This is a genomic window from Streptomyces sp. CY-1 (assembly GCF_047218265.1).
GTDB classification, from domain to species: domain Bacteria; phylum Actinomycetota; class Actinomycetes; order Streptomycetales; family Streptomycetaceae; genus Streptomyces; species Streptomyces niphimycinicus.
On record NZ_CP178393.1, the window covers coordinates 8,477,597 to 8,503,401 of the forward strand.

26 protein-coding genes and 3 pseudogenes are annotated in these 25,805 nt (G+C 70.7%); 13 read left to right on the forward strand and 16 right to left on the reverse strand.

The annotated features are described in order from the left end of the window. Positions 1-47 precede the first annotated feature (47 nt). Positions 48-206, forward strand: a complete 159-nt coding sequence (locus ACK1X7_RS36460) for a hypothetical protein (protein WP_385144377.1) — start codon at positions 48-50, stop codon at positions 204-206. Positions 207-314: 108 nt separating this feature from the next. Here the strand turns inward: ACK1X7_RS36460 and ACK1X7_RS36465 are convergent, their stop codons facing one another. From ACK1X7_RS36465 to rpmF, 3 genes are read right to left on the reverse strand one after another with little or no spacing between them, the layout of a single operon-like run. Continuing rightward, positions 315-1,916, reverse strand: coding sequence for an ABC-F family ATP-binding cassette domain-containing protein (locus ACK1X7_RS36465; protein WP_216344449.1), 1,602 nt, complete (start codon positions 1,914-1,916; stop codon positions 315-317). 34 nt (positions 1,917-1,950) lie between these two features. After that, positions 1,951-3,033, reverse strand: coding sequence for a radical SAM protein (locus ACK1X7_RS36470; RefSeq protein ID WP_216344448.1), 1,083 nt, complete (start codon positions 3,031-3,033; stop codon positions 1,951-1,953). 29 nt (positions 3,034-3,062) lie between these two features. Beyond that, positions 3,063-3,248, reverse strand: coding sequence for a 50S ribosomal protein L32 (rpmF, locus tag ACK1X7_RS36475; protein WP_216344447.1), 186 nt, complete (start codon positions 3,246-3,248; stop codon positions 3,063-3,065). A gap of 388 nt (positions 3,249-3,636) precedes the next feature. On the opposite strand from rpmF, the pseudogene ACK1X7_RS36480 reads away from it, so the two are divergent. Beyond that, positions 3,637-3,783, forward strand: a pseudogene (locus tag ACK1X7_RS36480) (TetR family transcriptional regulator); the annotation flags it as partial. Between the two features lie 54 nt (positions 3,784-3,837). Next, positions 3,838-4,261: pseudogene (locus ACK1X7_RS36485) on the forward strand (transposase); the annotation flags it as partial. A gap of 213 nt (positions 4,262-4,474) precedes the next feature. Here the strand turns inward: ACK1X7_RS36485 and ACK1X7_RS36490 are convergent. Further along, a complete protein-coding gene (locus ACK1X7_RS36490) occupies positions 4,475-4,714 on the reverse strand; it encodes a DUF397 domain-containing protein (protein WP_216344446.1) in 240 nt (79 codons plus the stop codon). After that, positions 4,711-5,559 (reverse strand): helix-turn-helix domain-containing protein, encoded by an 849-nt coding sequence (locus tag ACK1X7_RS36495; protein ID WP_413116173.1) that lies wholly within the window; start codon positions 5,557-5,559, stop codon positions 4,711-4,713. Before ACK1X7_RS36495 ends, ACK1X7_RS36490 begins: the two co-directional genes overlap by 4 nt. Before the next feature lie 135 nt (positions 5,560-5,694). On the opposite strand from ACK1X7_RS36495, the gene ACK1X7_RS36500 reads away from it, so the two are divergent. After that, entirely contained in the window at positions 5,695-6,066 is a 372-nt protein-coding gene (locus ACK1X7_RS36500) for an ATP-binding protein (protein ID WP_413116174.1), read from the forward strand. A 477-nt stretch (positions 6,067-6,543) separates the two neighbouring features. Here the strand turns inward: ACK1X7_RS36500 and ACK1X7_RS36505 are convergent. Next, a pseudogene (locus tag ACK1X7_RS36505) lies at positions 6,544-6,780 on the reverse strand (ABC transporter); the annotation flags it as partial. A 104-nt stretch (positions 6,781-6,884) separates the two neighbouring features. Here ACK1X7_RS36505 and ACK1X7_RS36510 point away from each other — a divergent pair. The 6 genes from ACK1X7_RS36510 to ACK1X7_RS36535 all read left to right on the forward strand — a co-directional run bounded on the left by ACK1X7_RS36510 (position 6,885) and on the right by ACK1X7_RS36535 (position 13,704). Continuing rightward, a complete protein-coding gene (locus tag ACK1X7_RS36510; protein WP_413116175.1) occupies positions 6,885-7,046 on the forward strand; it encodes a hypothetical protein in 162 nt (53 codons plus the stop codon). Between the two features lie 146 nt (positions 7,047-7,192). Further along, positions 7,193-8,332, forward strand: a complete 1,140-nt coding sequence (locus tag ACK1X7_RS36515; protein ID WP_385144368.1) for a hypothetical protein — start codon at positions 7,193-7,195, stop codon at positions 8,330-8,332. A gap of 323 nt (positions 8,333-8,655) precedes the next feature. After that, a complete protein-coding gene (locus ACK1X7_RS36520; protein WP_413116176.1) occupies positions 8,656-9,837 on the forward strand; it encodes a methyltransferase domain-containing protein in 1,182 nt (393 codons plus the stop codon). 172 nt (positions 9,838-10,009) lie between these two features. After that, positions 10,010-12,382: a phage holin family protein gene (locus ACK1X7_RS36525; protein WP_390795196.1), complete on the forward strand. Its 2,373-nt coding sequence runs from the start codon at positions 10,010-10,012 to the stop codon at positions 12,380-12,382. Positions 12,383-12,400: 18 nt separating this feature from the next. Continuing rightward, positions 12,401-12,532 carry a hypothetical protein gene (locus tag ACK1X7_RS36530; RefSeq protein WP_385144362.1) on the forward strand — a complete coding sequence of 44 codons (132 nt, stop codon included), beginning with the start codon at positions 12,401-12,403 and terminating at the stop codon, positions 12,530-12,532. Between the two features lie 65 nt (positions 12,533-12,597). Next, on the forward strand, positions 12,598-13,704 hold the full coding sequence (locus ACK1X7_RS36535) for a PP2C family protein-serine/threonine phosphatase (RefSeq protein ID WP_390795197.1): 1,107 nt from the start codon (positions 12,598-12,600) through the stop codon (positions 13,702-13,704). 48 nt (positions 13,705-13,752) lie between these two features. Here the strand turns inward: ACK1X7_RS36535 and ACK1X7_RS36540 are convergent, their stop codons facing one another. Genes ACK1X7_RS36540 through ACK1X7_RS36550 form a run of 3 tightly spaced genes read right to left on the reverse strand, consistent with a single transcriptional unit; the run spans position 13,753 to position 16,121 of the window. Continuing rightward, complete coding sequence (locus ACK1X7_RS36540) at positions 13,753-14,787, reverse strand: bile acid:sodium symporter family protein (RefSeq protein ID WP_385144409.1); 1,035 nt, start codon at positions 14,785-14,787, stop codon at positions 13,753-13,755. Positions 14,788-14,791: 4 nt separating this feature from the next. After that, positions 14,792-15,241: a hypothetical protein gene (locus tag ACK1X7_RS36545; RefSeq protein WP_385118231.1), complete on the reverse strand. Its 450-nt coding sequence runs from the start codon at positions 15,239-15,241 to the stop codon at positions 14,792-14,794. A gap of 16 nt (positions 15,242-15,257) precedes the next feature. Continuing rightward, a complete protein-coding gene (locus tag ACK1X7_RS36550) occupies positions 15,258-16,121 on the reverse strand; it encodes an isocitrate lyase/PEP mutase family protein (protein ID WP_385144358.1) in 864 nt (287 codons plus the stop codon). A gap of 253 nt (positions 16,122-16,374) precedes the next feature. On the opposite strand from ACK1X7_RS36550, the gene proP reads away from it, so the two are divergent. Both proP and ACK1X7_RS36560 read left to right on the forward strand, forming a co-directional pair. After that, the gene (gene proP, locus ACK1X7_RS36555) at positions 16,375-17,838 is read left to right on the forward strand and encodes a glycine betaine/L-proline transporter ProP (RefSeq protein WP_385144356.1); all 1,464 of its coding nucleotides are present in this window, start codon (positions 16,375-16,377) and stop codon (positions 17,836-17,838) included. A 186-nt stretch (positions 17,839-18,024) separates the two neighbouring features. Next, entirely contained in the window at positions 18,025-18,396 is a 372-nt protein-coding gene (locus ACK1X7_RS36560; protein ID WP_385144354.1) for a nuclear transport factor 2 family protein, read from the forward strand. Here the strand turns inward: ACK1X7_RS36560 and ACK1X7_RS36565 are convergent. Continuing rightward, entirely contained in the window at positions 18,383-19,186 is an 804-nt protein-coding gene (locus ACK1X7_RS36565) for a helix-turn-helix domain-containing protein (RefSeq protein ID WP_413116177.1), read from the reverse strand. The two genes, ACK1X7_RS36560 and ACK1X7_RS36565, sit on opposite strands and share 14 nt — an antisense overlap. An 80-nt stretch (positions 19,187-19,266) precedes the next feature. Between ACK1X7_RS36565 and ACK1X7_RS36570 the strand changes: the two genes are divergently transcribed. Beyond that, positions 19,267-19,578 carry a 4a-hydroxytetrahydrobiopterin dehydratase gene (locus tag ACK1X7_RS36570; protein WP_385144350.1) on the forward strand — a complete coding sequence of 104 codons (312 nt, stop codon included), beginning with the start codon at positions 19,267-19,269 and terminating at the stop codon, positions 19,576-19,578. 46 nt (positions 19,579-19,624) lie between these two features. On the opposite strand, the gene ACK1X7_RS36575 is transcribed toward ACK1X7_RS36570, so the two are convergent. From ACK1X7_RS36575 to ACK1X7_RS36600, 6 genes are all read right to left on the reverse strand, one after another. After that, complete coding sequence (locus ACK1X7_RS36575) at positions 19,625-20,989, reverse strand: cryptochrome/photolyase family protein (RefSeq protein WP_385144348.1); 1,365 nt, start codon at positions 20,987-20,989, stop codon at positions 19,625-19,627. A gap of 58 nt (positions 20,990-21,047) precedes the next feature. Continuing rightward, the gene (locus ACK1X7_RS36580) at positions 21,048-21,824 is read right to left on the reverse strand and encodes an anti-sigma factor (protein WP_413116178.1); all 777 of its coding nucleotides are present in this window, start codon (positions 21,822-21,824) and stop codon (positions 21,048-21,050) included. Further along, a complete protein-coding gene (locus ACK1X7_RS36585; protein WP_078640236.1) occupies positions 21,821-22,405 on the reverse strand; it encodes a sigma-70 family RNA polymerase sigma factor in 585 nt (194 codons plus the stop codon). The genes ACK1X7_RS36580 and ACK1X7_RS36585 overlap by 4 nt, the downstream gene beginning before the upstream one ends. 217 nt (positions 22,406-22,622) lie before the next feature. Next, positions 22,623-23,798: a S1 family peptidase gene (locus ACK1X7_RS36590; protein ID WP_413116179.1), complete on the reverse strand. Its 1,176-nt coding sequence runs from the start codon at positions 23,796-23,798 to the stop codon at positions 22,623-22,625. Between the two features lie 217 nt (positions 23,799-24,015). Next, positions 24,016-24,846 carry an aldo/keto reductase gene (locus tag ACK1X7_RS36595; protein WP_413116180.1) on the reverse strand — a complete coding sequence of 277 codons (831 nt, stop codon included), beginning with the start codon at positions 24,844-24,846 and terminating at the stop codon, positions 24,016-24,018. Positions 24,847-24,946: 100 nt separating this feature from the next. After that, positions 24,947-25,762 carry an effector-associated domain EAD1-containing protein gene (locus tag ACK1X7_RS36600; RefSeq protein ID WP_413116181.1) on the reverse strand — a complete coding sequence of 272 codons (816 nt, stop codon included), beginning with the start codon at positions 25,760-25,762 and terminating at the stop codon, positions 24,947-24,949. Positions 25,763-25,805: the final 43 nt, after the last annotated feature.

The following is a 25,805-nucleotide window of genomic DNA, read 5'->3' on the forward strand; positions in this document are numbered from 1 at the left end:
ATGCCGTGACCCAGGTACAACGTCGTGGCTGAAGAACGGTCGATCGGTTGGCTGCCGCAGAGGGTTTTGATGCCGAGCACCGCCAGGTCACCCGGCCGTATCTGACATTCACCGAACTCGCCGTGGAAGATGGCGGAGCCCCCGCAGATGAAGACGAGGCGCCGCAGGAGTACGCTACGGGCGCCACGGCACCGGTGAGCGTGTGATGGCGCGCATGGATCGGCGGACAACGGCGTGCGAAGGAGGAGACGGGTCAGTCATGTGAGGACCCGCCTCCTGGCTCCCTTGTCGTAATGCCCGATCCAGGACGACGGTCAGATGCCCAGGTCTCGGCGCTGATGCATCCGTCCGTTTCTGTCGAGCTCGATGATGGTGTCGACGCCGATCCGTTCGAGGAACGCGAAGTCGTGGCTGACGATGAGGAGCGCTCCGCGGTACGCGTCGAGGGCTTCGGCGAGTTGCTCGACGCTGGCGATGTCGAGATTGTTCGTCGGCTCGTCCAGGATCAGCATCTGGGCAGGCGGCGCGGCCAGGAGAAGCCGGGCGAGCGAGACCCGGAATCGCTCCCCGCCGGAGAGTGTGCGGACGGGACGGTCCACGCTGTCACCGCGAAGGAGAAGCCGGGCGAGCTGATTGCGGATGGTGCCAGCCGACGTGCTTGGGGCGACAGCCTGCACGTTCTCCATCGCGCTGGCATCGTCATCGAGTCCATCGAGGCGTTGCGGGAGGAAACCGATGAGTTCGGTGACAAGGCGGCCGTGCGGTCGCCCCGGAGTCGGCTCGACACGCTGAACGAGCTGTTCGATCAGGGTCGACTTCCCGGCACCGTTCGCGCCGACGAGCGCCACCCGTTCCGGGCCCTGTATCACGACGGTTCGGTCCTCATCCTCCAGTTCCGCCAGCCGTCGTCCGCGTGGGACGTCCGGATCGGGCAGGACGAGATGGATGTGCTCCTCGTCGCGGACACGTGCGTCCGCGACGTCGACGGCGGCCTGAGCGGCTTGGACCTTGTTGTCGAGAGTGGAGCGCAGTGATCCTGCGGATGCCTGAGCCTTGCTGGCGCGGTTGCCGGCGAGGATCTTCGGGATGCCGCCGTCCTTCTGGGTCTTCTTCCCTGTCCGCTCACGGCGCGCCAGCTTCGTCTCCGCCTCGATGCGTTGCCGTTTCTCGACCTTGAGCGCTTGCTGAGCCGAGCGTGCGGCCTGCGCCGCAGCCGCCTGCTCCTGCTCCTGGTGCTCCTTCCACGCGCTGTACGGGCCGCCGAACGTGTCCAGGGTGCCGCCGTAGAGCTCGGTGGTGTTGTCCATGTGCTCCAGCAGTTCGAGATCGTGACTCACGACGACGAGTGTCCCGGGCCACTGGTCGGCGAACTCGGCAACTTTGGCGCGCGTGGCGCGGTCGAGGTTGTTAGTGGGCTCGTCGAGCAGTGTGATCGGGGTGCGACGGATGCGCAGCCCGGTGATCGCGATGAGCATTCCCTCTCCACCGGAGACCTCGGCCACGCGGCGGCCGAGGTCTGCGGCGGAGAACCCGATCTGATGCAGCGCTTCGTCGGCACGGGACTCGATATCCCAGTCGTCACCGACCGCATCGAAGTGGCGTTGGTCGACATCGCCGGACTCGATCGCCTTCATCGCGTCGAGGATCCCGTGGATGCCGAGCAGCTCGGCGATGGTGGTTTTCTTTCGCAGGGTGAGCGTCTGCGGCAGGTAGCCGACCTCGCCCACGGTGTCGATCTGCCCGGCAGTCGGCTGCAGGTCACCGGCGATGAGCCGGAACAGGGTGGACTTGCCGGCGCCGTTGCGGCCGATCAGCCCGGTTCGACCGGCAGTGAAGGTGCCGTTGACACCGGCGAGCGCGACGGTGCCGTCGGGCCACTCGAAGGTCACATCGCGCAGTGCGATGGCGGACTTCATAGACATAGGCAGTGCTTCTCTCTTCTCTCACCCATCAGCCAACGGGCGTGACGGGGATCAGTTCTGTGTCGGCTGGGGCAACCCCCGGGGAAGGCGTGGCGAAAAACCTCGCGTGCAATTGCCCGCAGGCGGCTTCGATGCCCGTACCGAACTGGCGCCGCCTGGTCGCGTGCACACCGCGCTCGGTGAGCCCGCGCACGAACTCGTCCACGCGGGTCGAGGACGGTGCGCGATACTCCGGCGCTGCCCCGGCCGCCTCGTTGTAGCGGATGACACTGACGTGGAACAGCTCAGTTCTGGAACGCTGGTGGACCAGCTCGACGAGGGCAGCGCGGTGGTCGTCGCTGTCATTGACGCCGGCAATGAGCAGATAGGCCAGGTAGACCTTGCGACGGCTCTTGACAGCGTGCCGGTCGAGGATGTCAAGGCTCTGCGCGAGCGGGAACGTCTCCTCGAGCGGGACGATCCGCGCACGCTCCCCTGGGAACGGCGAGTGCACCGAGAGCGTGATCGTCACCTGCGGGTGCTCATTCACGAGGCGTGCAAGATTCGGTGCGAACCCGACCGTGGAGACCGTGACCCGTCGCGCGGACATGCCGGCGTAGGAGGCGTCGGTCAGCAGCGTCAGCGCGTCGAACACATGCGGGTTGGCAAGCGCCTCACCCATGCCCATGAACGCGACGCTGGCCGGCCTCGGCAGGCCCGCGCGCATCCAACGTGGATGCATCACCTGCGCGACGATCTCGTCCGCCGTGAGGTTGCGGATCAGGCCGACCGCCCCAGTGGCGCAGAAGGTGCAGCCCAGACCGCATCCGGCCTGCGACGAGATGCACATGGAGTCCCATCCGGCTCGATAGTGCGAGACGACGGTCTCGATCCGCGCTCCGCTGTCCGATGCGAACAGCACCTTCTCGACCTGCTCGTCCCGTTGCACCTCCAGCGGAGTCAGCGGGTGCAACCGCGGCCCGAACCGCTCCGCGAGCTCACCGCGAAGGCGCGCCGGGAGGGCATGGACGTTGGCGAAGGTCTCGGCCGTCGAGCTCCGCCACGCAGTGATGAGCTGGTGAAACCGGAACGCGGGCACGCCCGTCTGCGCGAGATGATCGCGAATGCGCATCCAACGGCTCCTTGCGGTCAGGACGGTGCTCATGCGTCACCACCCGTAGGAGGCACGACCTCACGCCCCCGGTAGAAGCCGCAGTGCTGGCAGGCGCGATGCGGAAGCGTGGCCTTGCCGCAGGCGGGATTCGTGCAGGCGGTGAGGGCCGGAGCGCCGGCCTTCCAGTGCGCTCGGCGATGACGAGTACGGGAACGCGAGGTGCGATGTTGCATGGCAATGCCCTTCGTGAACGGGTTGTGTGAGCCAGCGGAACTGGCAGGACAACCGACCACGGGGCCGTGTGTCGATGCGGCGAGAGGTGCGAGCGGAACCGGCAAAGAGCCACGCTCCTACGGCATGGGAGCCGCTACCCGAATGCCGGGCAGGAGGAGGTTGCATACCAAGCAGGTCGTAATCGCGCGTTCGCAGTCATGCACCCGGGACCAAGGTCGGTGCGATGCGAACGTGCCGGCGAGATTCACGCGGCGGTGTCGACGCCCGGGAAGGGCGGACTCACGCGCGTGCGTTGAGAATCGATCGTTCACTGATGTGGACGACGCCCACACGAGTGAAAGCCACCGGCAGTTCGGTGGCTAGATTTTGTCTACCTCAATCAGTCCCATGCCCGCCATCCTATCAGCCTTGCGTTGCCGGTCGGTATGCAGCCGTATCCGTCAGTGGCGCTCGCTGACCGTGGAAGACATCACCGAGCGTGCCGACGTGGGCCGCGCCACCTTCTGCAGCCACTTCCGCGACCGGGAAGACCTGTTCGCCCGGGTGACCGCCGACCTGCTTGAAGAACTCGCCGAGCGACTGCAGCCCGTCGTCTCCGACAGCACCCCCACCGCAGGCGACGGATCTCTGCAGTTCCTGGAGGTCCGCCACCGTGCCCACGCCCGCGTTGAGGACCGCATCCGCTGCGGCAGGACCACCGGCTTCGGCCGCCTCCCCTCCCGCCACTTCGGCATCAACGCCGTGTGGCTGGAGCTGTCGCTGACCGCGATCGACCTGCTCGCCTGGACCCGCACCCTGCTGCTGGGCGGCGAACTCGCCGACGCCGAACCGAAGAAACTCCGCTACCGGCTACCGGCTACCGGCTACCGGCTACCGGCTACCGCACGCCGCCGCCCGCATCACCCGAGCAGCCGGCCGCATCCACCTGCGGATCGCCGCAACCTGGCCCTGGCGCCACGAACTGACCACCGCGTTCGCCCGTCTGACGGCCTTGCCCCGGCCTGCCACCTGAGCGGCGAACCGCCCCGTCCGCCCACGACCCGAGGAACACGGAGCACCCGGCCCGCGCGCCGGGCCCCCGCCATGCCCACCCGCCCAGAACCATCGCCAACGCGATCAAGCCAGCTCAGTCGACCCCAACCGAAACGCGGAGGTTAGCGGACCGTCTCCGTGCCCGACACGGGAGGGACCGGCCCTGGCCGGTCCCTCCGCCCGACGGCTCTTCTCAAGCCCTCGCGAAGGTCAGGAAGTCGGCCCAGGCGGTAGCGGGTATGCGGAGGCGGGGGCCGTCGGGGTTCTTGGAGTCCCGTATGTGGACGGTGGTGGGGGTGGTGGCGACCTCGACGCACTCGCCGCCGGTGTTGTCGCTGTAGCTCGACTTGTGCCAGTCGTAGGCGACCTCGATGCACTCGCCGCCGCCCGAGTCGCTGTAGCTGCTCTTGAACCACAACAGGTCGTCGCTCATCTCTCACCCATCAACTGCTCGATGAAGCACACGGATTCGTCTGGCCTGAGTGCCTGAGTCCGGATCATCGCATAGCGGCGAGTGAGTGCAGCCACCTTGTCCGGCTTGGAGACCAAGATGCTCTCGCCATGGCTTTCCGTGTAGACCAGGGAAGTGTCCTCAGGGGTCTCGATCACCGTGAACGGACCGCGCAGACCGGCGTGCTCAGCCTGATTCATTGGCATGACCTGGATACTCACACCGGGGCGGGCTGCGCACTCGACGAGGTGCTCGTACTGGTGGCTCATGACTTCCGGGCCGCCAATTTGCCGCCGTAGCGCAGCCTCTTCGAGGATGACGTGGATCAGTGCCCTCGGCTTACGATCGAAGATCGCCTTGCGGTCTAGACGACCTTGCACGAGCTGTTCGAGCTCTGCATCTTCGAAGGGCGGGTAGTTGCACGCGAGGAGCGCCCGGATGTAGCCCTCTGTCTGCAAAAGTCCGTGGATCACCTGGGTGCAGTACGACGCAATGCTCAGGGCTTCCTGCTCCAACTGAACGAAACCCTGGAAGTACACGGGATATCGCTCAAGCCGCAAGTACTTGATCGCGGAACGAAGCAACCCGCCCGCGTCCAGTGCCTTCTCGGCCGCGTCGATGAACTCGTCCGTCGGCGGCTTGGCGCATGTCTCCACGGCGCTCACCGCCGACCCCGTGTAGTTCATGAGCGCGCCGAGCTCGTCCTGGGTCAGTCCCGCCCGCTCGCGCAGAAGCCGCAGGACAGCGGCGAAGTACTGCACGGTCGGCGGAGCGGAGTCCTTCTTCTTCGACTGGGCCACGCGGGCCACCCCCTCAACATCGGTCAACGCCAATCAACCTGCGTTCGACCAGAGTTGTCGGTCGCCGCAGTCGACGCTCTGTTACTGGTGAAGGTAGCCGCCTGCACTGACAGTGGGAGCATGAATGCGGAAAGTCACGATGTAAACCCGCTCCATGGCTGGATGCAGAGGTTTACACCCGTCCCCCCATCCGTCCCCCATGCCCGCCGCGCCGCCGACGCCGCCCTCCGCGCCTGGGGCCTGGACCGGGGCTCGGCCGCCCTCGTCCTGCTCGTCCTCTCCGAGCTGGCGACGAACGCGGTCTGCCATGGACGCGTACCGGGACGGTACTTCGAGGTGCGTATCGCATATGACGCAGAGAAATTGGTCGGGGTAGAGGTGTCCGACCCGCGTGAGGGCTGCCCCGCCCTGGCGGACCCGACCCCGGGCGACGAGTCCGGACGCGGCCTGGCGATCGTGGACACGCTCGCCGACGCATGGGGCGTCCGTGAGCGCATCGTAGGCAAAACCGTCTGGGCCCGAATCCGCCTCTAGCGGCACCCGCCCGGGCGCGCCGCCGTCTCGCGCCTTCGGCGCAATTGAGCATGAGTCGGGGGTGCCGGGCCGGGGGCCGCGTCGCCGGCCGCCGGGCAGGTGGGGGCGAGGGTGAGTGGCGGCATCCGGGCTCGCGGACCGGGAACGTTCCGGACTGCGGGCCGAACGGCCGGTCCAGCGACACACTCGGTCCGGGCGTCCTCCGGGTACCCCTCCAGAAATTGCTTGATCTGGCGCAACTAATATGTCAAGCAATCTCAAAAGGGCACCCCACCCCCCGGCTGTCCGGGGTCGGCCCGAGCCCCGATGGACGCAAGCCGCCACCGAGCCCCACCTCCCACTGCCCCGGCGGTCGGCGACGCGGCCCGCGCCCCCCACCTGCCGCCCCCATGCTCAAATGCGCCGAAGGCGCGAAACGGCGCGGCAGACGACCGACGACCCCAACCCAACCCAACCCGCCCCGGCCCCACCGCGTGCTCAACCCAAGACATGCCGCAAATAGCTCTGCGGATCGGCGAGATAACGGCGCCAGTGGTCGACCAGCTCCAGCTCGCCCCACCCCACCCGCCGCATCCCATGCTCGCCCACTTCCACGATCTCCGCACCGGGCAGCGCCGTCAGCAGCGGCGAATGCGTCGCGCAGATGACCTGCCCGCCGTTCTTCACCAACTCATTCATATGGCCCAGGAGTTCGAGACACGAGGTGAGTGCGAGCCGCTGGCCACCGTCCTGCTCGGGCACGGCCCGTCGGGTGCGGCGTTCGAGCCCATGACGGTCTGCCTGTTTGAACTGCTGGACGCCCACGCGCCCCGGGGCGCATGGGCGTCGCGTCCATGATGTGGATGGTCGCGGGCGAGGAACTCGGCGTCGCCGCCGGGACCGTAACCGCCGGAGCGCCGGCCCAGCAGGCGGGTGCCTGGCCGACCCTCCTCCTCGCAGCGGTGCCCGCCGACCGGCCCGTGCCGTCGTGCGCGAAATGACCGGAGCGGGAACCGGCCGAGTCGCGCATCTGGCCCTGTCCGACGTGCGCTGCGTCTTTGAGTCCGATTATGTGACAGGTGACAACTCTCTGTGACCGTCGTTGGGCCGCGGGACGGCCGTGCGGCGCTGAGGAGGTATGACCCTGATGAGGCTTGTTTCCGCTTCGCGTCTCGCGGTGGCGGCTGTGGCCGCGGTGACGGCGATCATGACGGTGGGTCAGACGGCAGCATCCGCCGGGCCGGCGGATGGGGACGGGAAACCGTTCCTCGGGCCGCTGCACACCGTCTCGACCGTCGCATCGACGGTTCCGGCCAACGGCGACCTGAATCCGTACGGCACCGCCCTGGTCAAGAAGAGCGTCGGTGACCTGCGGCGCGGCAATGTGCTGGTCAGCAATTTCAACAACGCCGCGAACGAGCAGGGCACGGGGACCACTCTGGTGCAGATCAGCCCCCGGGGCACGGCCACGCTGTTCGCCGAGATCGACCCGCAGAACCTGCCAGGACCGTGCCCGGGGGGCGTGGGGCTGACCACCGCACTGTCCATCCTGCCGGGCGGCTGGGTGGTGGTGGGCAGTCTGCCCACGGCCGACGGCACATCCGCCACGGCGCAGGCCGGGTGTCTGCTCGTGCTGGACAGCCATGGAAAGGTCCGGGAGACCTTCAGCGGCCAGGGGATCAATGGCCCCTGGGACATGACCGCGAAAAGCAGCGGTGACAAGACCGATCTGTTCGTCACCAACGTGCTCAACGGCACGGTGGCCGGCGGCGGCGATATCGTGCGGCGGGGCACCGTGCTGCGGATCACCCTGCGCACCCACGACAACCGGCCGCCGACCCGGACCGCCACGACCGTGATCGGTTCGGGTTTCGCCCAGAAGACCGACCCGGCGGCTCTCGTGATCGGGCCGACGGGGGTCGGCCTGCGGGACGGGACGCTCTATGTGGCGGACACCGTCGACAACCGCATCACCGCGATCCCGGACGCGCTGACCCGGCGTACCAGTGCCGGTATCGGCCGCGTGGTCAGCACCGACCAGCACCTCAACGGCCCGCTCGGGCTGGCGATCACCCCGAAGGGCAACATCCTCACCGTCAACAGCGGCGACGGCAACATCGTGGAGACCACCCCGCGTGGTGCCCAGGTGGCCGTGCGCACGCTCGACACCAGCGGTACCCCGCCGGGAGCGGGCGCACTGTTCGGCCTCGCGATCGCCGAGAACCCCGACCGCGTCTACTTCGTCGACGACGCGACCAACACGCTGAACCTGCTGAGCCGGTCCTGAACCGCTGACCCGGGGCCGATCCGGACGGCCCCGGCGCCCCCGGGAACACCCGAGGGCGCCGGGGCCCGAATCCGCGTAGGACAATCGCAGAGGTCCGGTTCAAGCGCGTTCCCAGTGGTGAGCCCTACAGTGATGAAGGAGTGGGGCCCGAGCGGAGTGGGCCGCTCGGCTGGGCGGAGGGGAGCAGTGTCGATGTCGCGGATCATCCGGGGCCGAAACGACGGCGGAAACGGTGACAAGCTGCCCGGTCAGCCTTACCCCGGTCCGCATCCGCCGCCGACTCCCGACGGTGGGCCCGGGGTGCCGAACCCACCCAAGGTCGCATGACGTTCGAGGGCATCGCGCGGTCCGGGCGGGCCGCGTTGGGGCGGGTGCTTCTTGACGCGGGGGTGATGGCGGCGGACTGGGCGCCGACCTTCGCCGCCGTTGACCGGGCCGCGTTTCTGCCGGAGCTGATGTGGCCGTTCGACACGCGGGCACAGGGGGCCGTCGCGATCGACAAGGCCGAGGACCCCAACGCCTGGTATGCCGCCGCCGACAGCGACGTGCCCATCGTGACGCAGTGGGACGACGGCGAGCACACCGGCTCCGCGCCGGGACGGATGTCCACCAGCTCGTCGTCCATGCCCTCTGTCGTCTACGGCTTGCTGCGGGACCTGGCCGTGGACGAGGGCATGGCCGTGCTCGATGTGGGCACCGGCACGGGCGAGACCGCCGGGGCGCTGGCGCATCGCTGTGGCGGCCGTAAGGTCACCACGGTCGAGGTGGACCCCGCTGTGTCGCGTCACGCACGGCAGCGGCTGGCCGCGGCGGGGTTGCGGCCGGAGGTCGTGCTCGGCGATGGCGGTAAGGGCTGTGCGGGCAGCGCGCCGTATGACCGGGTCCTGGCCACCGTCGGCGTTCGGGAGATCCCGGGGGCGTGGATCGAGCAGGTGCGGCCCGGGGGCGTGATCGTCGCCCCCTGGGGCACGTACTACACCCATGCGGACGCCGTCGCCCGGCTGGTGGTGCGTGGGGACGGGACGGCGTCAGGGCGTTTCACCGGGCCCGTCGAGTTCATGAAGCTGCGCGGCCAGCGGCTGTCGCTGCCGCCGCACCATGCCTACGTCCCGGACGAGGGAGAGGGTGGCGCCGACACCTCGACCACCGGCATCCCCGAGGGGGAGTTCACCACCCCGCCGTACGCCGCCCTCCCCTTCGCGCTGGGGCTTCGGGTACGGCATTGCGTCCAGGTGGTGGCGGCCCCGCACGATGGCGCGCGCTCCGTGTGGCTCTACGGGCTGACCGACCGTTCCTGGGCGTGCGTCGTGTTCCGCGAGGCGGAGGCGGAGGCGCGCGTCTGGCAGGCGGGGGAGCGGCGGTTGTGGGATGAGGCCGAGGCCGCGTACGGGTGGTGGGTCGGCCATGGCCGGCCGGATCACACCCGCTTCGGCCTCACGGTCGGCCCGGGCCCCGCCGGTCAGCGGGTGTGGCTGGACGATCCGGCCGACTCCTGGTCCCCGTAGAGCGGGGGGCGGGGGTTGCGGCGACGCGCTCCTGGCCAACTCATGGGCTGCCGTAAGTGGAATCGATCCGTCCTGGTAACCCTCCGTCCGCCGGGTCGCGGGGGCGCTGTGCCACGCTTGAAGCCGGTTCGCGCGCATGGTGCGGGCCGGTGACGTGAAGTGAGGCCGCGGCGTGCAGAAGCCCCGATGGAAGACTGTGGGGGGAACCCTGCTGCGGGTGACGGCGGTGTGGGCGGTGGCCACGCTCACGATGCTGGCGCTCGCCGGGATCCTGCCCGACTTTCGCCTGAAGTCAGATGGCGGTGACAGCGCGACGCGGATCGCGATCACGGCCGCCATCGGCGCCGGAGCCTTCGGCGTGCTCAGCGCGCTGGTGTGGCCGCTGCTCGTACGGGCGTTGCTTCTGATGCCCGCGCTGGTGCTGGGGCTGCTGGTGTTCGTGCTCAACGGCTCGATGCTGCTGATCGCGATCAGCCTGATCCCGGACGGGCGCGGCGCCGTCGAGCCGGAGACCGCCGTCGTGGTCGCGGCCGTGATGTCCGCCGCGTCGTCGGCGACGAGCACCTTCCTGGCCGTGCGGGACGACGGGGCGTACCGGCGGCGGCTGGCCCGGCTGGCCGGGCGGCGCAGGCGGCGGCTCGGTGAGGACGGCGGGAGCGAAGAGCCCCCGGGGACGGTGTTCCTCCAACTCGACGGGGTGGGGCACGCGGTGCTGCGGGAGGCGCTGCGGGAGCGCGACAACCGGCCCCCGGTGATGCCCACCGTCGCGCGCCTGATCCGGACCACCCACAAGGTCACGCCGTGGCGCACCGACTGGTCCAGCCAGACCGGCGCCAGCCAACTCGGCATCCTGCACGGCTCCAACGAGGATGTGCCCGCCTTCCGCTGGTACGAGAAGAAGAGCGGGGAGGTGATGGTGAGCAACCGGCCGACCAGCGCGGCGGTGCTCCAGCGCCGCGCGGCCGCCCGGGCCGGACACGACGGGCTCCTCACGGTGGACGGGGCGAGCCGGGGCAATCTGTTCACCGGCGGCGCCGATCAGCTTGCCCTGGTCCTCTCGGTCGCGGCGCGGCGCGGTCCGCACAACCGCTCCCGCTCCGGATACTTCGCGTACTTCGCCGACCCCGCCAACGCGACCCGCACCGCCGTGTCGTTCCTCGCCGAGGTCGTCCGGGAGATCTGCCAGTCCACGCGCGCCAAGCTGCGCCGCGAGACGCCCCGGGTCAAGCGGGGCGGGCTGTATCCGCTCATCCGCGCGTTCGCCACCGTCGTGGAGCGGGACGTCGTGGTGACGGCGGTGATGGGAGACATCCTCTCCGGCCGTACCGCGATCTACGCCGACCTGGTGGCGTACGACGAGGTGGCCCACCACTCGGGGCCGCGCAGCCGGGACGCCCGGCAGGTGCTCGCCCGGCTCGACCGCTCCATCGCGCTGATCGCCAAGGTCGCCGACCGCGCCCCGCGCGACTACCGCATCGTGCTGCTGTCCGACCACGGGCAGAGCCCCGGCGAGACCTTCGCGGGGGCGTACGGGCTGACGCTGGAGGACCTGGTGCGGGTCGGCTGCGGGCTGCCCGTATCGCGGCGGGCCGGGCGGACCCCGAGCGGGGCGGAGGCGCGCGAGGCGGGGCGGGCGGCGCTGCACCGGCCGGAGAAGCCCGAGGTGGACGGGGACGGGCGGTGCGCCGGGGTCGGCGGGGTCGGCGTGGTCGGTGGGGTGGGCGACACGGCCGCCCCGGCCGGTGTCGCGGGCGGCGGCACCGCCGCGTCCGACCCGATCGTGCTCGCGTCCGGAAACCTGGGCCTGGTCTCCTTCCCCGATGTGCCGGGGCGGATGAGCCGCGAGCAGATCGACGCCCGCCATCCCGCGCTGCTGCGCACCCTCGCCGACCACCCGGGGGTGGGCTTCCTGCTCGTACGGTCCGAGGCGCATGGCGCGGTGGTGCTGGGCGCCGAGGGCGCCGAGCACCGTCTGGACACCGGGGAGGTCTTCGGGTCGAGCCCGCTCACGGTCTTCGGGCCCGGCGCCGAGGCCGCCGTACGGCGCACCGCGCACTTCCGGAACACCCCCGACATCATGGTCAACTCCGCCTACGACCCGGCGCGCGGCACGGTGCACGCCTTCGAGGAGCAGATCGGCTCGCACGGCGGGCTCGGCGGGGAGCAGGGGCACCCCTTTCTGCTGTGGCCGGCCGAGCTGACCCCGCCGGTGGCGGCCGGGGAGGAGCTGGTCGGGGCGGAGCGGGTGCACCGGGTGCTGCGGCGCTGGCTGGAGGAGGCGGACGGGCCCCAGGTGCCGGAGGAGGAGACAGCGGCCACCGGGGAGACGTACGTCCCGGCGGCGGAGGCACTGACGGGAGCGGGAGCGGGCCCGGCGGCGGAGGCCCCGGCCGCGCAGGGGCCGACGGAGGTGGAGGTACCGGCCGACACCGGGCTGCCGAGGGCGTCCGGCACGGCGTGCACAGTGCAGGATCCCCGGTGGGACGGCGCCCCCGCCGCACCGTTTACCGTGGTCAGCCCGGGTCTGCCGAACAAAATCCGGTGATGTGGGCGCACTCGGGCGGTGGGCGCGGACGCCGCCAGGAGCGCCGATGCCACGGAGACCGCCGATGCCACGGAGACCGCCGACGTCGCGGCAGCCGGTCCGGCGGTCATGGCGGGGAGCCCGGCGGCCACGGCCGACAGCGTCGTCTGAGCACGCCCGTGATCGTCTCGCGGCCCGGATCGGCGTTACGTGCGTATCGGGTGTAAGCAGGAGATATGCGCGTTTCGCCCGACCTCACCCGCATCGGTGGGGAAACGCGGTCGAGCCGGGCGCTGTTCGCCATCCCGCTCGTCGTCATCGTGGCGATCACGGTGATCGACCTCCAGACGCCATCGACCGTCCACCTCGGCCCCTTTCTGATCGCGGCCCCCGCGATCACCGCCTCCTTCGCGGGCGCGGGCGGAACCGCCGCGATCGGCGCCCTCGCCGTGGCGGCTCAGGTCCTCATCGATGTGTTCCACGGCGGTATGGCGACCGCCAACCATCAGGCGCAGTTCATCGCCCTGGTCGTGATCTCGGGGCTGGTGACGAGCTTCCGCTATGCCACCGACCGGCACCGGCGCAAGCTGGGCCAGGTGCGTACGGTGGCCGTGGCGGCGCAGGAGGTGCTGTTGCGGCCGCTGCCCGAACGGATCGGGGAGCTGAGGATCGCCTCCCTGTATCTCGCGGCCGACGAGGAGGCGCAGATCGGCGGTGATCTGTACGCGGCCGTCCGCACCGAGGGGGCGACCCGGCTGGTCATCGGGGACGTACGAGGAAAAGGGATGGCCGCGATCGGCGACGCCTCCGTGCTGATCGGGGCCTTCCGGGGGTCCGCGTACCGCAACCTCTCGCTGCCGGAGATCGTCGACCACATGGACAACGCCATGTGCTGGAACTGGCACCACACCGCCGCCGACGAGCGGAATTTCCTGGAGTCCTTTGTGACCGCCGTGGTGCTGGACGTCTACGACGACGGCCCGGTGGCCGGGATGGTGAACTGCGGGCACCCTCCACCACTGCTGCTGCACCGGGGCGAGGTCGCGACGCTGGACGTGCGCGACCCCGCGGTGCCACTGGGCCTGGAAGTGCCGGCGGAGCGGGACTACCCGGTCGAGATGTTCCGCTTCGAGTACGGCGATGTTCTGGTGCTGCATACGGACGGGGTCATCGAGGCCCGGGACGGCGGCGGCGCCTTCTATCCGCTCCCCGAACGGCTCGCGGCCTGGAAGGGCGGCAGCCCACAGGCGCTGGTGGACTATCTCCACGCCGATCTGCTCCGGCATACCGGCGGGGTCGTCAACGACGACGCGGCCATCGTGGTGATCGCCCGCTGCGCCTGAGCCACCGCCCCCGTCGTCCTCGCTCTCGTCCTCGCCTTCCCCTTGCCCTCACCCCCTCACCTCGGTGACCTGGACCTGCCCGCCGGGAACGGGCTCGACCTTCGGCACCCGGCGGGACCAGCGGCCCGCGATGACCGCGCACACCATCAGTTGCAGTTGATGGAAGAGCATCAACGGAAGGATCACCGGCCCGGCCGCGTCACCGAACAGCACCGCGGCCATGGGCAGCCCGGTGGCCAGGGATTTGTTGGAGCCGCAGAAGACGATGGTGACGCGGTCCTCCCGGCCGAAGCCCAGCCGCCGCGCGGTGAACGAGGTCGCGGTGAGGGCCAGACCCAGCAGCGCCGCGGCCAGACCCAGCAGCGCGCACAGCCGGGCAAGGGTGATCTGGTTCCAGATGCCCTCCGTCATGCCCCGGCTGAACGCCGTATAGACCACGAGCAGGATCGAGCCCCGGTCCAGAAGGGCGAGCGCCTTCTTGTGGCGGCCGATGAAACGCGCGGTCCAGCGGCGCAGCGCCTGCCCGGCGAGGAAGGGGAGCAGCAACTGGGTGGCGATGGCCAGCAGTCCGTCGGCCGAGAAGCGCACGTCCGAGCCGATCAGCCACGCCGCGAGCAGCGGGGTGACGATCATGCCGAGCAGGCTGGAGTACGTGCCCGCGCAGATGGCGGCCGGGACATTGCCCCGCGCGGTGGAGGTGAGGGCGACCGAGGACTGGACGGTCGAGGGCACGACACACAGGAAGAGCAGTCCGGTGTAGAGCCGGTCGGTGAGGAGGAACGGGGCGAGGCCGCCCGCGGCCAGCCCCAGCAGCGGGAAGAGCGCGAAGGTGCTGGAGCCCACCACCAGGTGCAGTCTCCACTGCCGCAGGCCGTTCAGCGCCTCGCGGGTGGACAGCCGCGAACCGTAGAGGAAGAAGAGCAGCCCGATCGCCAGGTCCGCGGCATTGCCGACGGCCGTGGCCGCCGCCCCGCTCGCGGGCAGCAGCGCCGCCAGCGCGACCGTCCCGAGGAGGGCGGCGACATAGGGGTCGACCGCCCTCCCGAGCCGGCCCGGCCACGACAGCGGCCAGGACTTCCACATCACATCAATCACCGCTCCCGGCCTGCCACGGCGGGTGGCCGATCTGCGGCAGCACCGGATCCATACCGGTGGCGCCGCCGGTCACGACGTCGATGGCGCCGCCGCCCCCGTCGTGGTCGCTGCCCGCCGTGCCACGGCTGAGCAGCAGGGTATTGAGGGTGCGGTCGACCTCCAGCCAGGAGTCCGCCGAGGAGTTGTCGATGACCACAAGGCCGTTGTGCGGCCCGGTGACCACGGTGGGGGTGTCGTCCGGCTCGCAGTCCTCCCGCGGGGTGCCGCCCGCGGCGCTGCCCACCGGCGCGGGCGTCGCCTTGGCGGAGACCGCGGCGCCCGCGCACAGGACGCCCGCGGTGGCCGCGAGGATGAGCCCGGCCGTGGACGGACGGGACGAGCCGGTGTCGCTTCTGGGCTTACGGCGCCGGCCGGGGCCGGGCCCGAGGAATGTCGAGGGCATACCGCGCGGCCTCGGCTCAGACCCTGGCGGGCTGACGGTGGCCGTGGTGCCTGCTGATGTTCTTCTCCAGCAGTTCCGTGGCGCCCTTGACCCCGATGGCCGCGGCCTCCCGGGAGTCCGGCAGCCGCCCGTCCGCCGTCTTGAGATCGCTCAGCGCCCCGTCGATCGCCCCATGGGCGGCGAACAGACAAGGTGTGCTGTAGATGGCGACATCCACCCCCAGGTCGGACAGCTCGGACAGCGAGAGCCGTGGCGACTTGCCGCCCGCGATCTGGTTGAACAGCAGGGGCTTGTCGCCGATGACCTTACGGACCTTGCGGATCCACTCCACGCTGCGCACTCCGTCGACGAGGACGACATCCGCGTCGGTCTCCGCCAGCGCGGCCGCCCGCCGCAGGATCTCGGGCTCCTCGGTGGCATCCGTGCGCGCCACCACCACCATGTCCTTCCTGCTGCTCAGGACCAGTTGGAGCTTTTCGAGGTACTCCTCGAGCGGCAGGGTCAGCTTGCCGTCCGCGTGGCCGCAGCGGCGCGGGCGCCGCTGGTCCTCCAGGATCACCCCGGAGGCCCCGGTGCGCTCCAGCCGCTGCACCACATGGCAGGCGACCTCGGGATCCACATAGCCGTCGTCGATGTCCACGAGCAGATGGTGCTCGGGGAAGGCGAGCCGCAGCCGCTCCACGAAGGCGAGCATGTCGGGCCAGGCGATGAACCCGATGTCGGGCAGCCCGTAATGCGATGCGGCGAACCCGAATCCGGATACGAAGAAGCCGTTGTAGTGCTGTGCGGCGATGGACGCCGAGTACATGTCGTAGATGCCGATGAGTGGTGTGGTGCCGGATGAACTGATGGCCTTTCGGAGGGCATTGCCATAGAGCATGATGTCCCCTTGAGTTCGGTGCCTTTCGGCGTTGCACGATGGTTATGCGGCCCCGCGGTTTGGTTTACGGAAGGCCAAAAAACAGTAAAGCAACCCGCCGGGTTCCCTGAAGATGCCCGGCCCGGCTCGGGTTGGGGTCGAACCCCCCTTGAGCGCCCTGGCCCGCGTTCCCCGGGTGGTCTGCGACACGCCTGGCATGCCACGGCCTTCGCGGGGTATGCGCAACAAGCCTGTCCACTGAAAAGAGTTGCTTGTGCCTGTCCCAACCGATGTCGAAGCCTCCGCGTCCGCGCCCTCCCGGCACCACCTGCTCTGGCGTGCTGTCCAGCGACGCAAGAACCCTCCACTGCGCCGGAGCGACATCACGGTCACCGAGGAGAAGACCGTCCGGAAAGCGGTGAAGGCCGCCGCGCTGGGAAACGCCATGGAATGGTTCGACTTCGGGATCTACAGCTATCTCGCGGTCACCATCGGCAAAGTCTTCTTCCCGTCCGGTAATGGCACGGCCCAGGTGCTCTCCTCCCTCGCGACATTCGCGGTGGCCTTTCTGGTCCGCCCGGTGGGAGGCATGTTCTTCGGGCCCCTGGGTGACCGGATCGGCCGTAAGAAGGTCCTGTCCTTCACCATGATCATGATGGCGTCCAGCACGCTCGCCATCGGGCTGATCCCCGGCTATGCCGCCATCGGCTTCTGGTCGCCGGCGCTGCTCATCCTCTTCCGTATGCTCCAGGGATTCTCCACCGGCGGGGAATACGGCGGCGCTTCCACCTTCATCGCCGAATACGCGCCCGACAAGCGCCGTGGGTACTACGGCAGCTTTCTGGAGTTCGGCACGCTGATCGGCTACACCGCGGCGGCCGGACTGGTCACCATCCTGACCGTGACGCTCGCCGACTCCTCGATGAACTCGTGGGGTTGGCGCATTCCGTTCCTGGCCGCCGCGCCGATCGGTCTCGTCGGTCTGTATCTGCGGCTGAAGCTGGATGACACTCCCGCGTTCCAGAAGCTGGAGGACGAGGGCGCCACCAGCGCGGGGGAGCGTGAGAGCCTGCCGTTCTGGCAGGTGTTCCGCACCCAGTGGCGTGCGATGGCGCTGTGCATAGCGCTGGTCGCCGCGTACAACATCACCGACTACATGCTGCTGTCCTACATGCCGACCTATCTGTCGGACACCCTCCACTACAGCAGCACCAGCGCCCTGGTCTCGATCATCATCGTGATGCTGGTGCTCATGGCGGCCATCACCTTCGTCGGCCGCTACTCCGACCGCATCGGCCGCAAGCCCGTGCTGATGGCCGGGTCCGTGGGCTTCCTGGTGCTGGCCGTGCCGTGCTTCCTGCTCATCAAGCAGGGCGGGGTGGTCCCGGTCTTCGCCGGACTGCTGCTTCTGGGGCTGTGTCTGCTGCCGTATGTGAGCGTGATGTCCGCCTCGCTGCCCGCGCTCTTCCCGACGAATGTGCGCTACGGCTCGCTCTCCATCGCCTTCAACATCTCCGTATCGCTCTTCGGCGGCACCACGCCGCTGGTGACCGAGGGCCTGATCAGCAGCACCGGGGACGATCTGATGCCCGCCTACTACACGATGCTCGCCGCCGTCGTCGGCATCATCGCCGCCGCCGTGATGAAGGAGACGGCCCGGCAGCCGCTGGAGGGCTCACCGCCCGCCGTGGCCACCAAGGAGGAGGCCATCGCGCTCGTGGAGGCCCAGCGCTCCTGAGCGGCCCCGGGCGGTGTGTTCAGCGCTCCCGAACTCCCCGGGCGGTGTCTCCCCCCGCCTCCATTACCTGGGCGGTAATCGACCCCCGTCCGCGACGGCGGCAGGGTTGAGCCATCGGGTTCCGGGCCGGCGCCCTCCGGTCCGGGACCCGGGTCCGACCAGGTCATTTCGTGGAGGAGTAACCACATGACGCAGTACGACACCGCCGTCGCCCGCTACTTCGAGGCGTGGAACGCCACCGGCCCCGAGGCCCGCGCCAAGGCCGTCGCCGCCGCCTGGACCGAGGACGGCGACTACACCGACCCGCTGGCCGAGGCGCGGGGTCATGAGCAGTTGGCCGCCGTGATCGCCGGGGCCCAGGAGCAGTTCCCCGGCCATGAGTTCCGGCTCACCGGCGCCGTGGACGGCCACCACCACATGGCCCGCTTCTGCTGGGAGCTGGTCTCCACGGCCGACGGCTCCGCCCCGGTCGCCGCGACCGATGTGATCACCCTGGCCGAGGACGGCCGGATCCGCTCCGTCCTCGGCTTCCTGGACCGGGTCCCTACGACCGGCTGAACTGCCCCAGCGCGGCGGCGGTCTCCGGGTCGGCCGGGAGGAACGTCTCGATGGCCAGCTCGGAGACCGTGACATCCATCGGGGTGTTGAAGGTCGCGATCGTCGAGATGAACGACAGCACCCGCCCGCCGTGCTCGATCATCATCGGCAGGGCGAACGGCGGGGTGTCACCGGCGGTCGCCGTCTCCCGGCCGCCGGACTCGGGCAGCGGATAGGCCGCCACTTCGTCGTACAGCGCCCGCAGCGGCAAGGAGCGCATCAGCGCGAGCTGCCGGTCCATCTGGTCCAGCAGATGGCCACGCCATTCGCGGAGGTTGCGGATGCGCGGGGCGAGCCCCTCGGGGTGCAGGGTCAGGCGCATCGCGTTCAGCGGCGGCTTCAGCAGATGCTCCGCCACCCCTTCCAGAAGCGCCGCGATGCCCCGGTTGGCGGCCAGCACCCCATAGGTGCCGTCCACCACGAGCGCCGGATAGGGCTCGTAGCCCGTCAGCAGCCGCTCCAGGGACGCGCGCAGGGCGCTCATCGAGGGGTCGTCCACCGACCGCTCCGGATAGTGCGGGGCGTAACCGGCGGCGATCAGCAGGGCGTTGCGCTCGCGTACGGGGACGTCGAGATGGTCGGCGAGCCGGAGCACCATCTCCTGGCTGGGCCGCGACCGGCCGGTCTCGATGAAGCTGATGTGGCGGGCGGAGGAGTCGGCGCGCAGCGCCAGCTCGAGCTGGCTCAATCGGCGGCGGTCCCGCCACTCGCGCAGCAGTGTGCCCACCCGGGGCGGCGCGGCAGTCGTCATGAGCTGAAGGTAGCCGACGCGGGGTTGCGCCCATGGCAGGGTGGAAGGGCCACCGGTCACCCGCGACGAAGGGATGTGTCATGGCGGTCCAGCCGCTCACCGACCAGGAGATCCAGCAGCGCCTGGAGCAGCTTCCCGGATGGTCGTTCGCTGACGACCGGCTCTCGCGGACGTATGTCTTCAAGGGGCATCCGCAGGCGGCCGGGATGGTGGCGGAGATCGCCATGATCCAGGAGCAACTGGACCACCACTCCGATCTGACCCTCGGCTACAACAAGGTCGGCGTCTCGGTGAACACCCACAGTGCCGGGGGCAAGGTGACCGGGCTCGACTTCGAGCTGGCGGGCCGGATCGAGGAGATCGCCCCGCAGCACGGCGCCCGCGTCGACTGACCGGCCGGGCGCGTACCGTTCCTGACCGGCCGGACAGGACGCCAGGTCACCCCCGGGCGTCCCGGAAGCGGGCCAGCCCCTCCTGGAGGTCCACGATCGGGCCGGGGTAGTCCAGCCGGTCCCGCTCGGCCTTCGGCAGCCGCCAGGGCGTATGGACGCACGCGCCGGTCACCTCGGCCAGCTCCGGCACCCAGCGCCGCACATACGCGCCCTCCGGGTCGAATCGCCGGGCCTGCGCCAGCGGATTGAGGACCCGGTTGGGACGGGTGTCGGTGCCGGTGCCCGCCGCCCACTGCCAGTTGAGCTGGTTGTTGGCCATATCCCCGTCCACCAGCAGATCCAGGAAGTGCCGGGCGCCGATCCGCCAGTCCTGGTAGAGCGTCTTGGTGAGGAAACTGGCCACCAGCAGCCGCGCCCGGTTGTGCATCCAGCCCTCGTGGCGCAACTGCCGCATCCCGGCGTCGACCAGCGGAAAGCCGGTGCGCCCCGCCTTCCAGGCCGCGATCTCCGCCTCGTCGTGGCGCCACCGGTCGCCCCGCGGGCGGTAGTCGGCGTGTGCGGCCTCCGGCCGGGCGGCCAGCACCTGGTGGTGGAAGTCCCGCCAGGCCAACTGCCGTACGAAGGCGTCGGCACCCGCGCCGCCCGCCTTCCGCGCCCGGTGCACCAGCTCCACCGGGGACAGACAGCCGAAGTGCAGATAGGGGGAGAGCCGGGAGGTGGCGTCGCCCGCCAGATCGTCCTGCCGCTCGGCGTAGTCCCCGAGCCCCGACCGCCACCAGGAGCGGACCCGGCGGCGGCCCGCCGTCTCCCCGCCCTCGGGCAGCCCGGGGGAGGGGCTGCCCGGGGCGAGCGAGGTGACCGCCGCCACCGGCTCCGAGCGCAGCCCGGTCGGCACGCTCACGGTGCGCGGCGCGGTGAGCGCCTCGCGCGGTCCGGCCCGCTGCCAGGCGCGGAAGTACGGGGTGAAGACCGCGAAGTGGTCCTTGCCCGCCGGGGTCACCTCGCCCGGCTCCACCGCCGTCACCACCGCGCCGTGCACCCGCAGCCGCCGTCCGTCCGCCTCCAGCGCCTCGCGCAGCCGCTGTTCGCGGCGGTTGGCGTAGCCGCTCACCCCGCCCGCGATATGCACCTCGTCCGCGTCCGCCTGCCGGGCCGCCCGCAGGATCTCCGGCACCGCGTCGCCCCGGCGGACCACCAGCCGCCCGCCGCGCTCGCGCAGCCCCGCGTCGAGATCGGCCAGGGCGTCGGCGAGGAACGCCACCCGGTTGGGGACGGCGAACCCGGTCCCGGCCAGGCCGCGGTCCACGACGAACAGCGGAACGACCCGCTCGGCGGAGCGCGCCGCACCGCGCAGCACCGGGTTGTCGGACAGCCGCAGATCGGAGGTGAAGACGGAGAGGGACGTGCTCATCCCCCTCCCTTACCCCACACCGCCCCCGTATCGACGGATTTCGCCCGATGTCGTCCGCTCACGCCGAGGGGAACGTCAGCAGGACCAGCGGATCGGTCGTCGGCGCCTTCGACCCTCCGGCGGGCTCGACCGTCACCCCCATGGCCGACGCCTTCCCGACCGCACCGCTGAGGACCGCCGCCACGCTCGCACCCGAGGAGTCCATCAGACCGGCCGGGCGCATGGTGCCGCCGTCGCTCAGCCAGAGCTGGTAGATCCGCCCGGCGGGCGGCTCGGGCAGCCCCGAGGCGAGGAACACCGCCCTGTTCAGCCCGCGCGAGACCACCACCGTGCCGGTCGAGCCGTCCGTCATCCGGCCGCTGCGGCTGCGCGCGTCGGGCGCGGCCAGCACCTGGGTCACCTCCTGCGCCTGGGCCACCCGCCGCTCGGAGCGGCGGGCCGTGTCGCGGGCGTCGGACGCCTGCCGGTACTGCCACACCGCGGCCCCGCCCAGCGCGACGGCCGCGGCCACACAGGCCGCCAGCGCGAAGTTCAGCGCCCGCCGCCCGGTGCGCCGCCGGGGACCGGCATGGGACTCCCGGGCCTCCCGGGCCGCCACCCGGGGCGGCTCCTGGCGGACCGTGGCGATCCGCCGCAGCACATCGTCCTTCATGGTCGGGGGCGGGGCCAGGGCCGTGGCCACCGCCAGCTTCCCGGCGGTCTCCCGCAGCTCCCGTACCTCCTGACGGCAGGCGTCGCAGACCGCCAGATGCCGCTCGAACTCGGTCAACTCCCGCCCCGACAGGGCGTGCACCGCGTACGCCCCGGTCAAGGTGTGCAGATCCGCTCTGGTCATGCGCCGACCCCCATGCAGTCCCGGAGCCGGATGAGCCCGTCCCGGAGTCTGGTCTTCACGGTCCCGAGCGGCAGCGACAGCAGCTCCGCCACCTCACGGTAGGAGCGGCCGCGGTAGTAGGCGAGCGTCACCGACTGCCGTTGCAGCTCGGTCAGCGTCCGCATGCACCGGCGCACCTGCTCGCGCTCCAGCCTGGCCTCCACCTGCTCGGTCACCTCGTCGAACGCCGGGGTACGGGACAGCAGCGCGGCGCGCTCCTCGCGGTCGGAGGCGGCCTGCGCCGAGCGGACGCGGTCCACGGCGCGCCGGTGCGCCACCGTCATGATCCAGGCCATGGCACTGCCCCGGCCCGGGTCGAACCGCGCCGCGGACCGCCACACCTCGACCAGCACCTCCTGTGTGACCTCCTCGGCCTGCGCCGGATTGCGCAGCAGACTGCGCGTCAGCCCCAGGACCGGCCCGCTGACGGCGTCGTAGAGGGCTCCGAAGGCGTTCTGGTCCCCCCGGGCCACCATCTGGAGCAGCTCTTCGAGGTCCGGTCCGCGCGCGGCCGGTCCGCCGATGTACACGGGTTCTCTCACAAGCCGTCCTTCCGGGAACGATGCGGCGCACACGGAGGTGTCGTACCTCATTCGTCGCCCGGAGGGGTGCGGATTGGTCAAGGTGCTCCGAACACGCGCGAGGACGGGCGTGGGGGCGTTGGGGGGCACGCGCGAGGACACGCGCCACGTGACGCGTGAGCGCACGCGCGAGGCCGCCGCCGGTCTCTTCGACCGCGGCGGCCTCGGCACCCCGGCGTCAGCCGGTGGTGAGGGTGAGCCCGTAGGCCGTCAGGATCGGGTTCACCGGCTGGTAGTACGTCGTGCCGCCGACGGTGCAGTTGCCGGAGCCGCCGGAGGTGACGCCCTGTCCCTCGCTGCCCGAGATGAACGGGCCGCCGGAGTCGCCCGGTTCGGCGCAGACGTTGGTGCGGGTCACTCCGCTGACCGTGCCCTGCGGGTACTGCACGCTGGTGTCGTGCTGCTGGATGGTGCCGCAGTGCCAGCCGGTCGTCGAGCCGGAGCGGCAGACGGACGAGCCCACCGGCGCTTCCTGGGAGCCGGTGACGGTGACATTGGTGCCGTCGGGGCCGATCACCCACGGCTGCGGAACCCAGTCGGCGTTGGTGGACACCCAGGCGTAGTCATGGCCGGGGAAGGTGGAGCCCTGGAAGCTGCCCTGGGCCACCCGGTTGAAGCCGGTGGTGGTGTCGCCCTGGCTGCCGCAGTGACCGGCGGTGACGAAGCCGTTCCGCTCGCCCTGGGACACCGGGAAGCCGATCGAGCAGCGGCCGGCGTCGTTGATGTAGAACGCCTCGCCGCCCCGCAGGTCGTACAGCGGGCTCGGCCGCTCGGCCGACTCCACCACCCGTACGACCTCGCGGTCCGCGCCGCTGGCGGCGACGAAGGCGGCCGCCTCGCCCGGCTCGGCCGACTGCACCACGACGCTGTTGGTCTTGACGTCCACATACCAGGCGGAGGCGACATCGGCCGCCGGGGCGCGCTCCGAGGCGGTGCGGTCCAGGGCCTGCTTGGCGTCGGTGAGGGCCTTGAGACTGTGCTTGACGACCGCGGCCTTGGCGCCGCCGGCCGTGATGGTGCCGCTCTGCTGCTCATCGGTGGTGGCGACGGTGAGTTCGGCGGTGTTGCCGGTCACCCACGCGCCGGCGTAGCTGCCGCCCAGGCTCTTGCGCAGGCCCGGTTCGGTGGCCCCGGCCCGGTACTCATTGGATATCCGCGTCCGGGCCTCATCGGCCGTCAGGCCCAGATCGCGCTGCATGGAGGCCAGCATCTCGGGGGGCACCTCCCTCCGGGGGCGGGGGGAGGGTTCACCGGGGTCGGCCACCGCGGGTATGCCGCTCCCCAGGAAGAGGGCGGCTATCGCGACGGTGCAACCGGCGGCCAGCTCAAGGCCGTGACGGCGTCTGCGGGACATCTTCTGTCTCCTCGGCTCGGGGCATGGTCACGCTGTGTGCCTATCTGGGCGCCAAGCGTAATTGCCGGGGACGTGCCTCGCTCGGTGGGCGCATGCGCCCCGGATGGGGGGCATGCGCCCGGGATATGCCACGACGCGGGGGTGCGGGGGATACACGGGTCCGCCCCGCCGCGGGGGACGCGACGGGGCGGGCGGTTCGGCGGTGGAGCGCCGGGGCTCAGCCGTTGAAGGTCTCGGGGTCGAAGCCCAGCCGGTTGCCGGCCTCCAGGGAGTCGATCGCCGCCAGGTCCTCGGAGTCCAACTGGAAGTCGAAGACGTCGATGTTCTCCTGGATCCGGGACGGGGTCACGGACTTGGGGATCACCACATTGCCGAGGTCCAGATGCCAGCGCAGCACCACCTGGGCCGGGGACTTCCTGTGCTTGTGGGCGATCGCCGCCAGCTTCGGGTCGTCCAGCAGGCCCTTGCCCTGGCCGAGCGGGGACCATGCCTCGGTGGCGATGTCATGGCGGGCGTTGAAGGCGCGCAGCTCCGCCTGCTGGAGCTGCGGGTGCAGCTCGATCTGGTCGATCACCGGGATGATCGAGGTCTCGGCGAGCAGCCGCTGGGTGTGGGCGGCGTGGAAGTTGGACAGGCCGATGGCCTTGGCGCGGCCCTCGGCGTAGATCTTCTCGAACGCCTTCCAGGTGTCCACGTACTTGTCGACTCCGGGCAGCGGCCAGTGGATCAGGTAGAGGTCCACGTATTCCAGGCCCAGCCTGGTCAGCGAGGCGTCGAAGGCACGCAGGGTCGAGTCGTATCCCTGGTCGGAATTCTGGAGCTTGGTGGTGACGAACAGCTCGTCGCGCGCGATGCCCGACGCGGCGAGCCCCTTCCCCGTGCCCTCCTCGTTGCCGTATATCGCGGCGGTGTCGATGCTGCGGTACCCGGCGTCCAGCGCGGTGCGCACCGCGATCTGCGCCTCGTCGTCCGGGACCTGCCAGACACCGAAGCCGAGCTGCGGCATCCGGACGCCGTTGTTGAGGGTGATGAACGGGACCTTGCTCACGGGCAGTCGATCCTTACGTCGGATGTGGATTGCATGCTTCCGTAGGTACAACGATCAACAAGCGACAGGCATTCCCGCCGGGCGTTCCCGCGGGTCCCGTTCACCAGGGCCGTCCGCGCAGGACGACGACCCCGCCGCCGTCCCGCCCGATGCGCTCCGCCGCCCGCCGCGCCGCCTGCGCCAGCGTGGGCACCTCGCCCAGCAGGCCGTAGAGCCCGCCCGCGAAGGCCGCCGCGGCGTCCAGCGGTCCGCGATGGGCGACCACCACCTCGGCCGCCCGGGCGAAGAGCGCGGCGAGCGGCGCGCCGTCGGGGCAGCCGAGCACCACACCGGGCAGCGGGGCGCCGGTCAGCCGGCGGTAGGCGGCCAGCAGTTCGGCCAGGCGGGCGGCGGGGGTGCGATGCGCCTGGCCGTCGCCATCCTCGAAGACCAGCGTGTGCCCCTCGCGGCGGCAGACCAGATGCAGCACATCCGGGCGTATGGTGAGGATCCGCCGCAGATCGGTGGCGGCCGCGGCGGGGCACCGGTCCACCGTCAGCACGCCCCGCGCGGCCCGCTGGACGGCGGCTAACTCCTGGGACCCCGGGGCGGCGGCGGTCACCAGCACCCGCCGCAGACCGCCGCCGCCCGGCTCCCGTAAGGCGGCGCGGAAGACCGCGTTGTGCGGATAGGTGACACAGGCGGCGGCCAGGACGCGCAGCCTGCCGTCCACGATCCGGTCCGCGGCCACCGCGCGGGCCACCGCGGACCAGAACTCCCCGGCGGTGGTGCCGGTCGCCGCCGGGATGTGCCCGGCCGTCAGGCCCGCCCTGCGCAGCAGCGCCACGGCGGACGGGCCGGGCGGGAAGACCCGCGCCAACTCCCGGATCTCCTCGGTCGTCAGCGCCGGATGTCCGTCCCCGTCCTGGCCGTCCACCGTTCCGCCTCGCTCCTTGCCTGTGCTCGTATCGCCGGTGCCC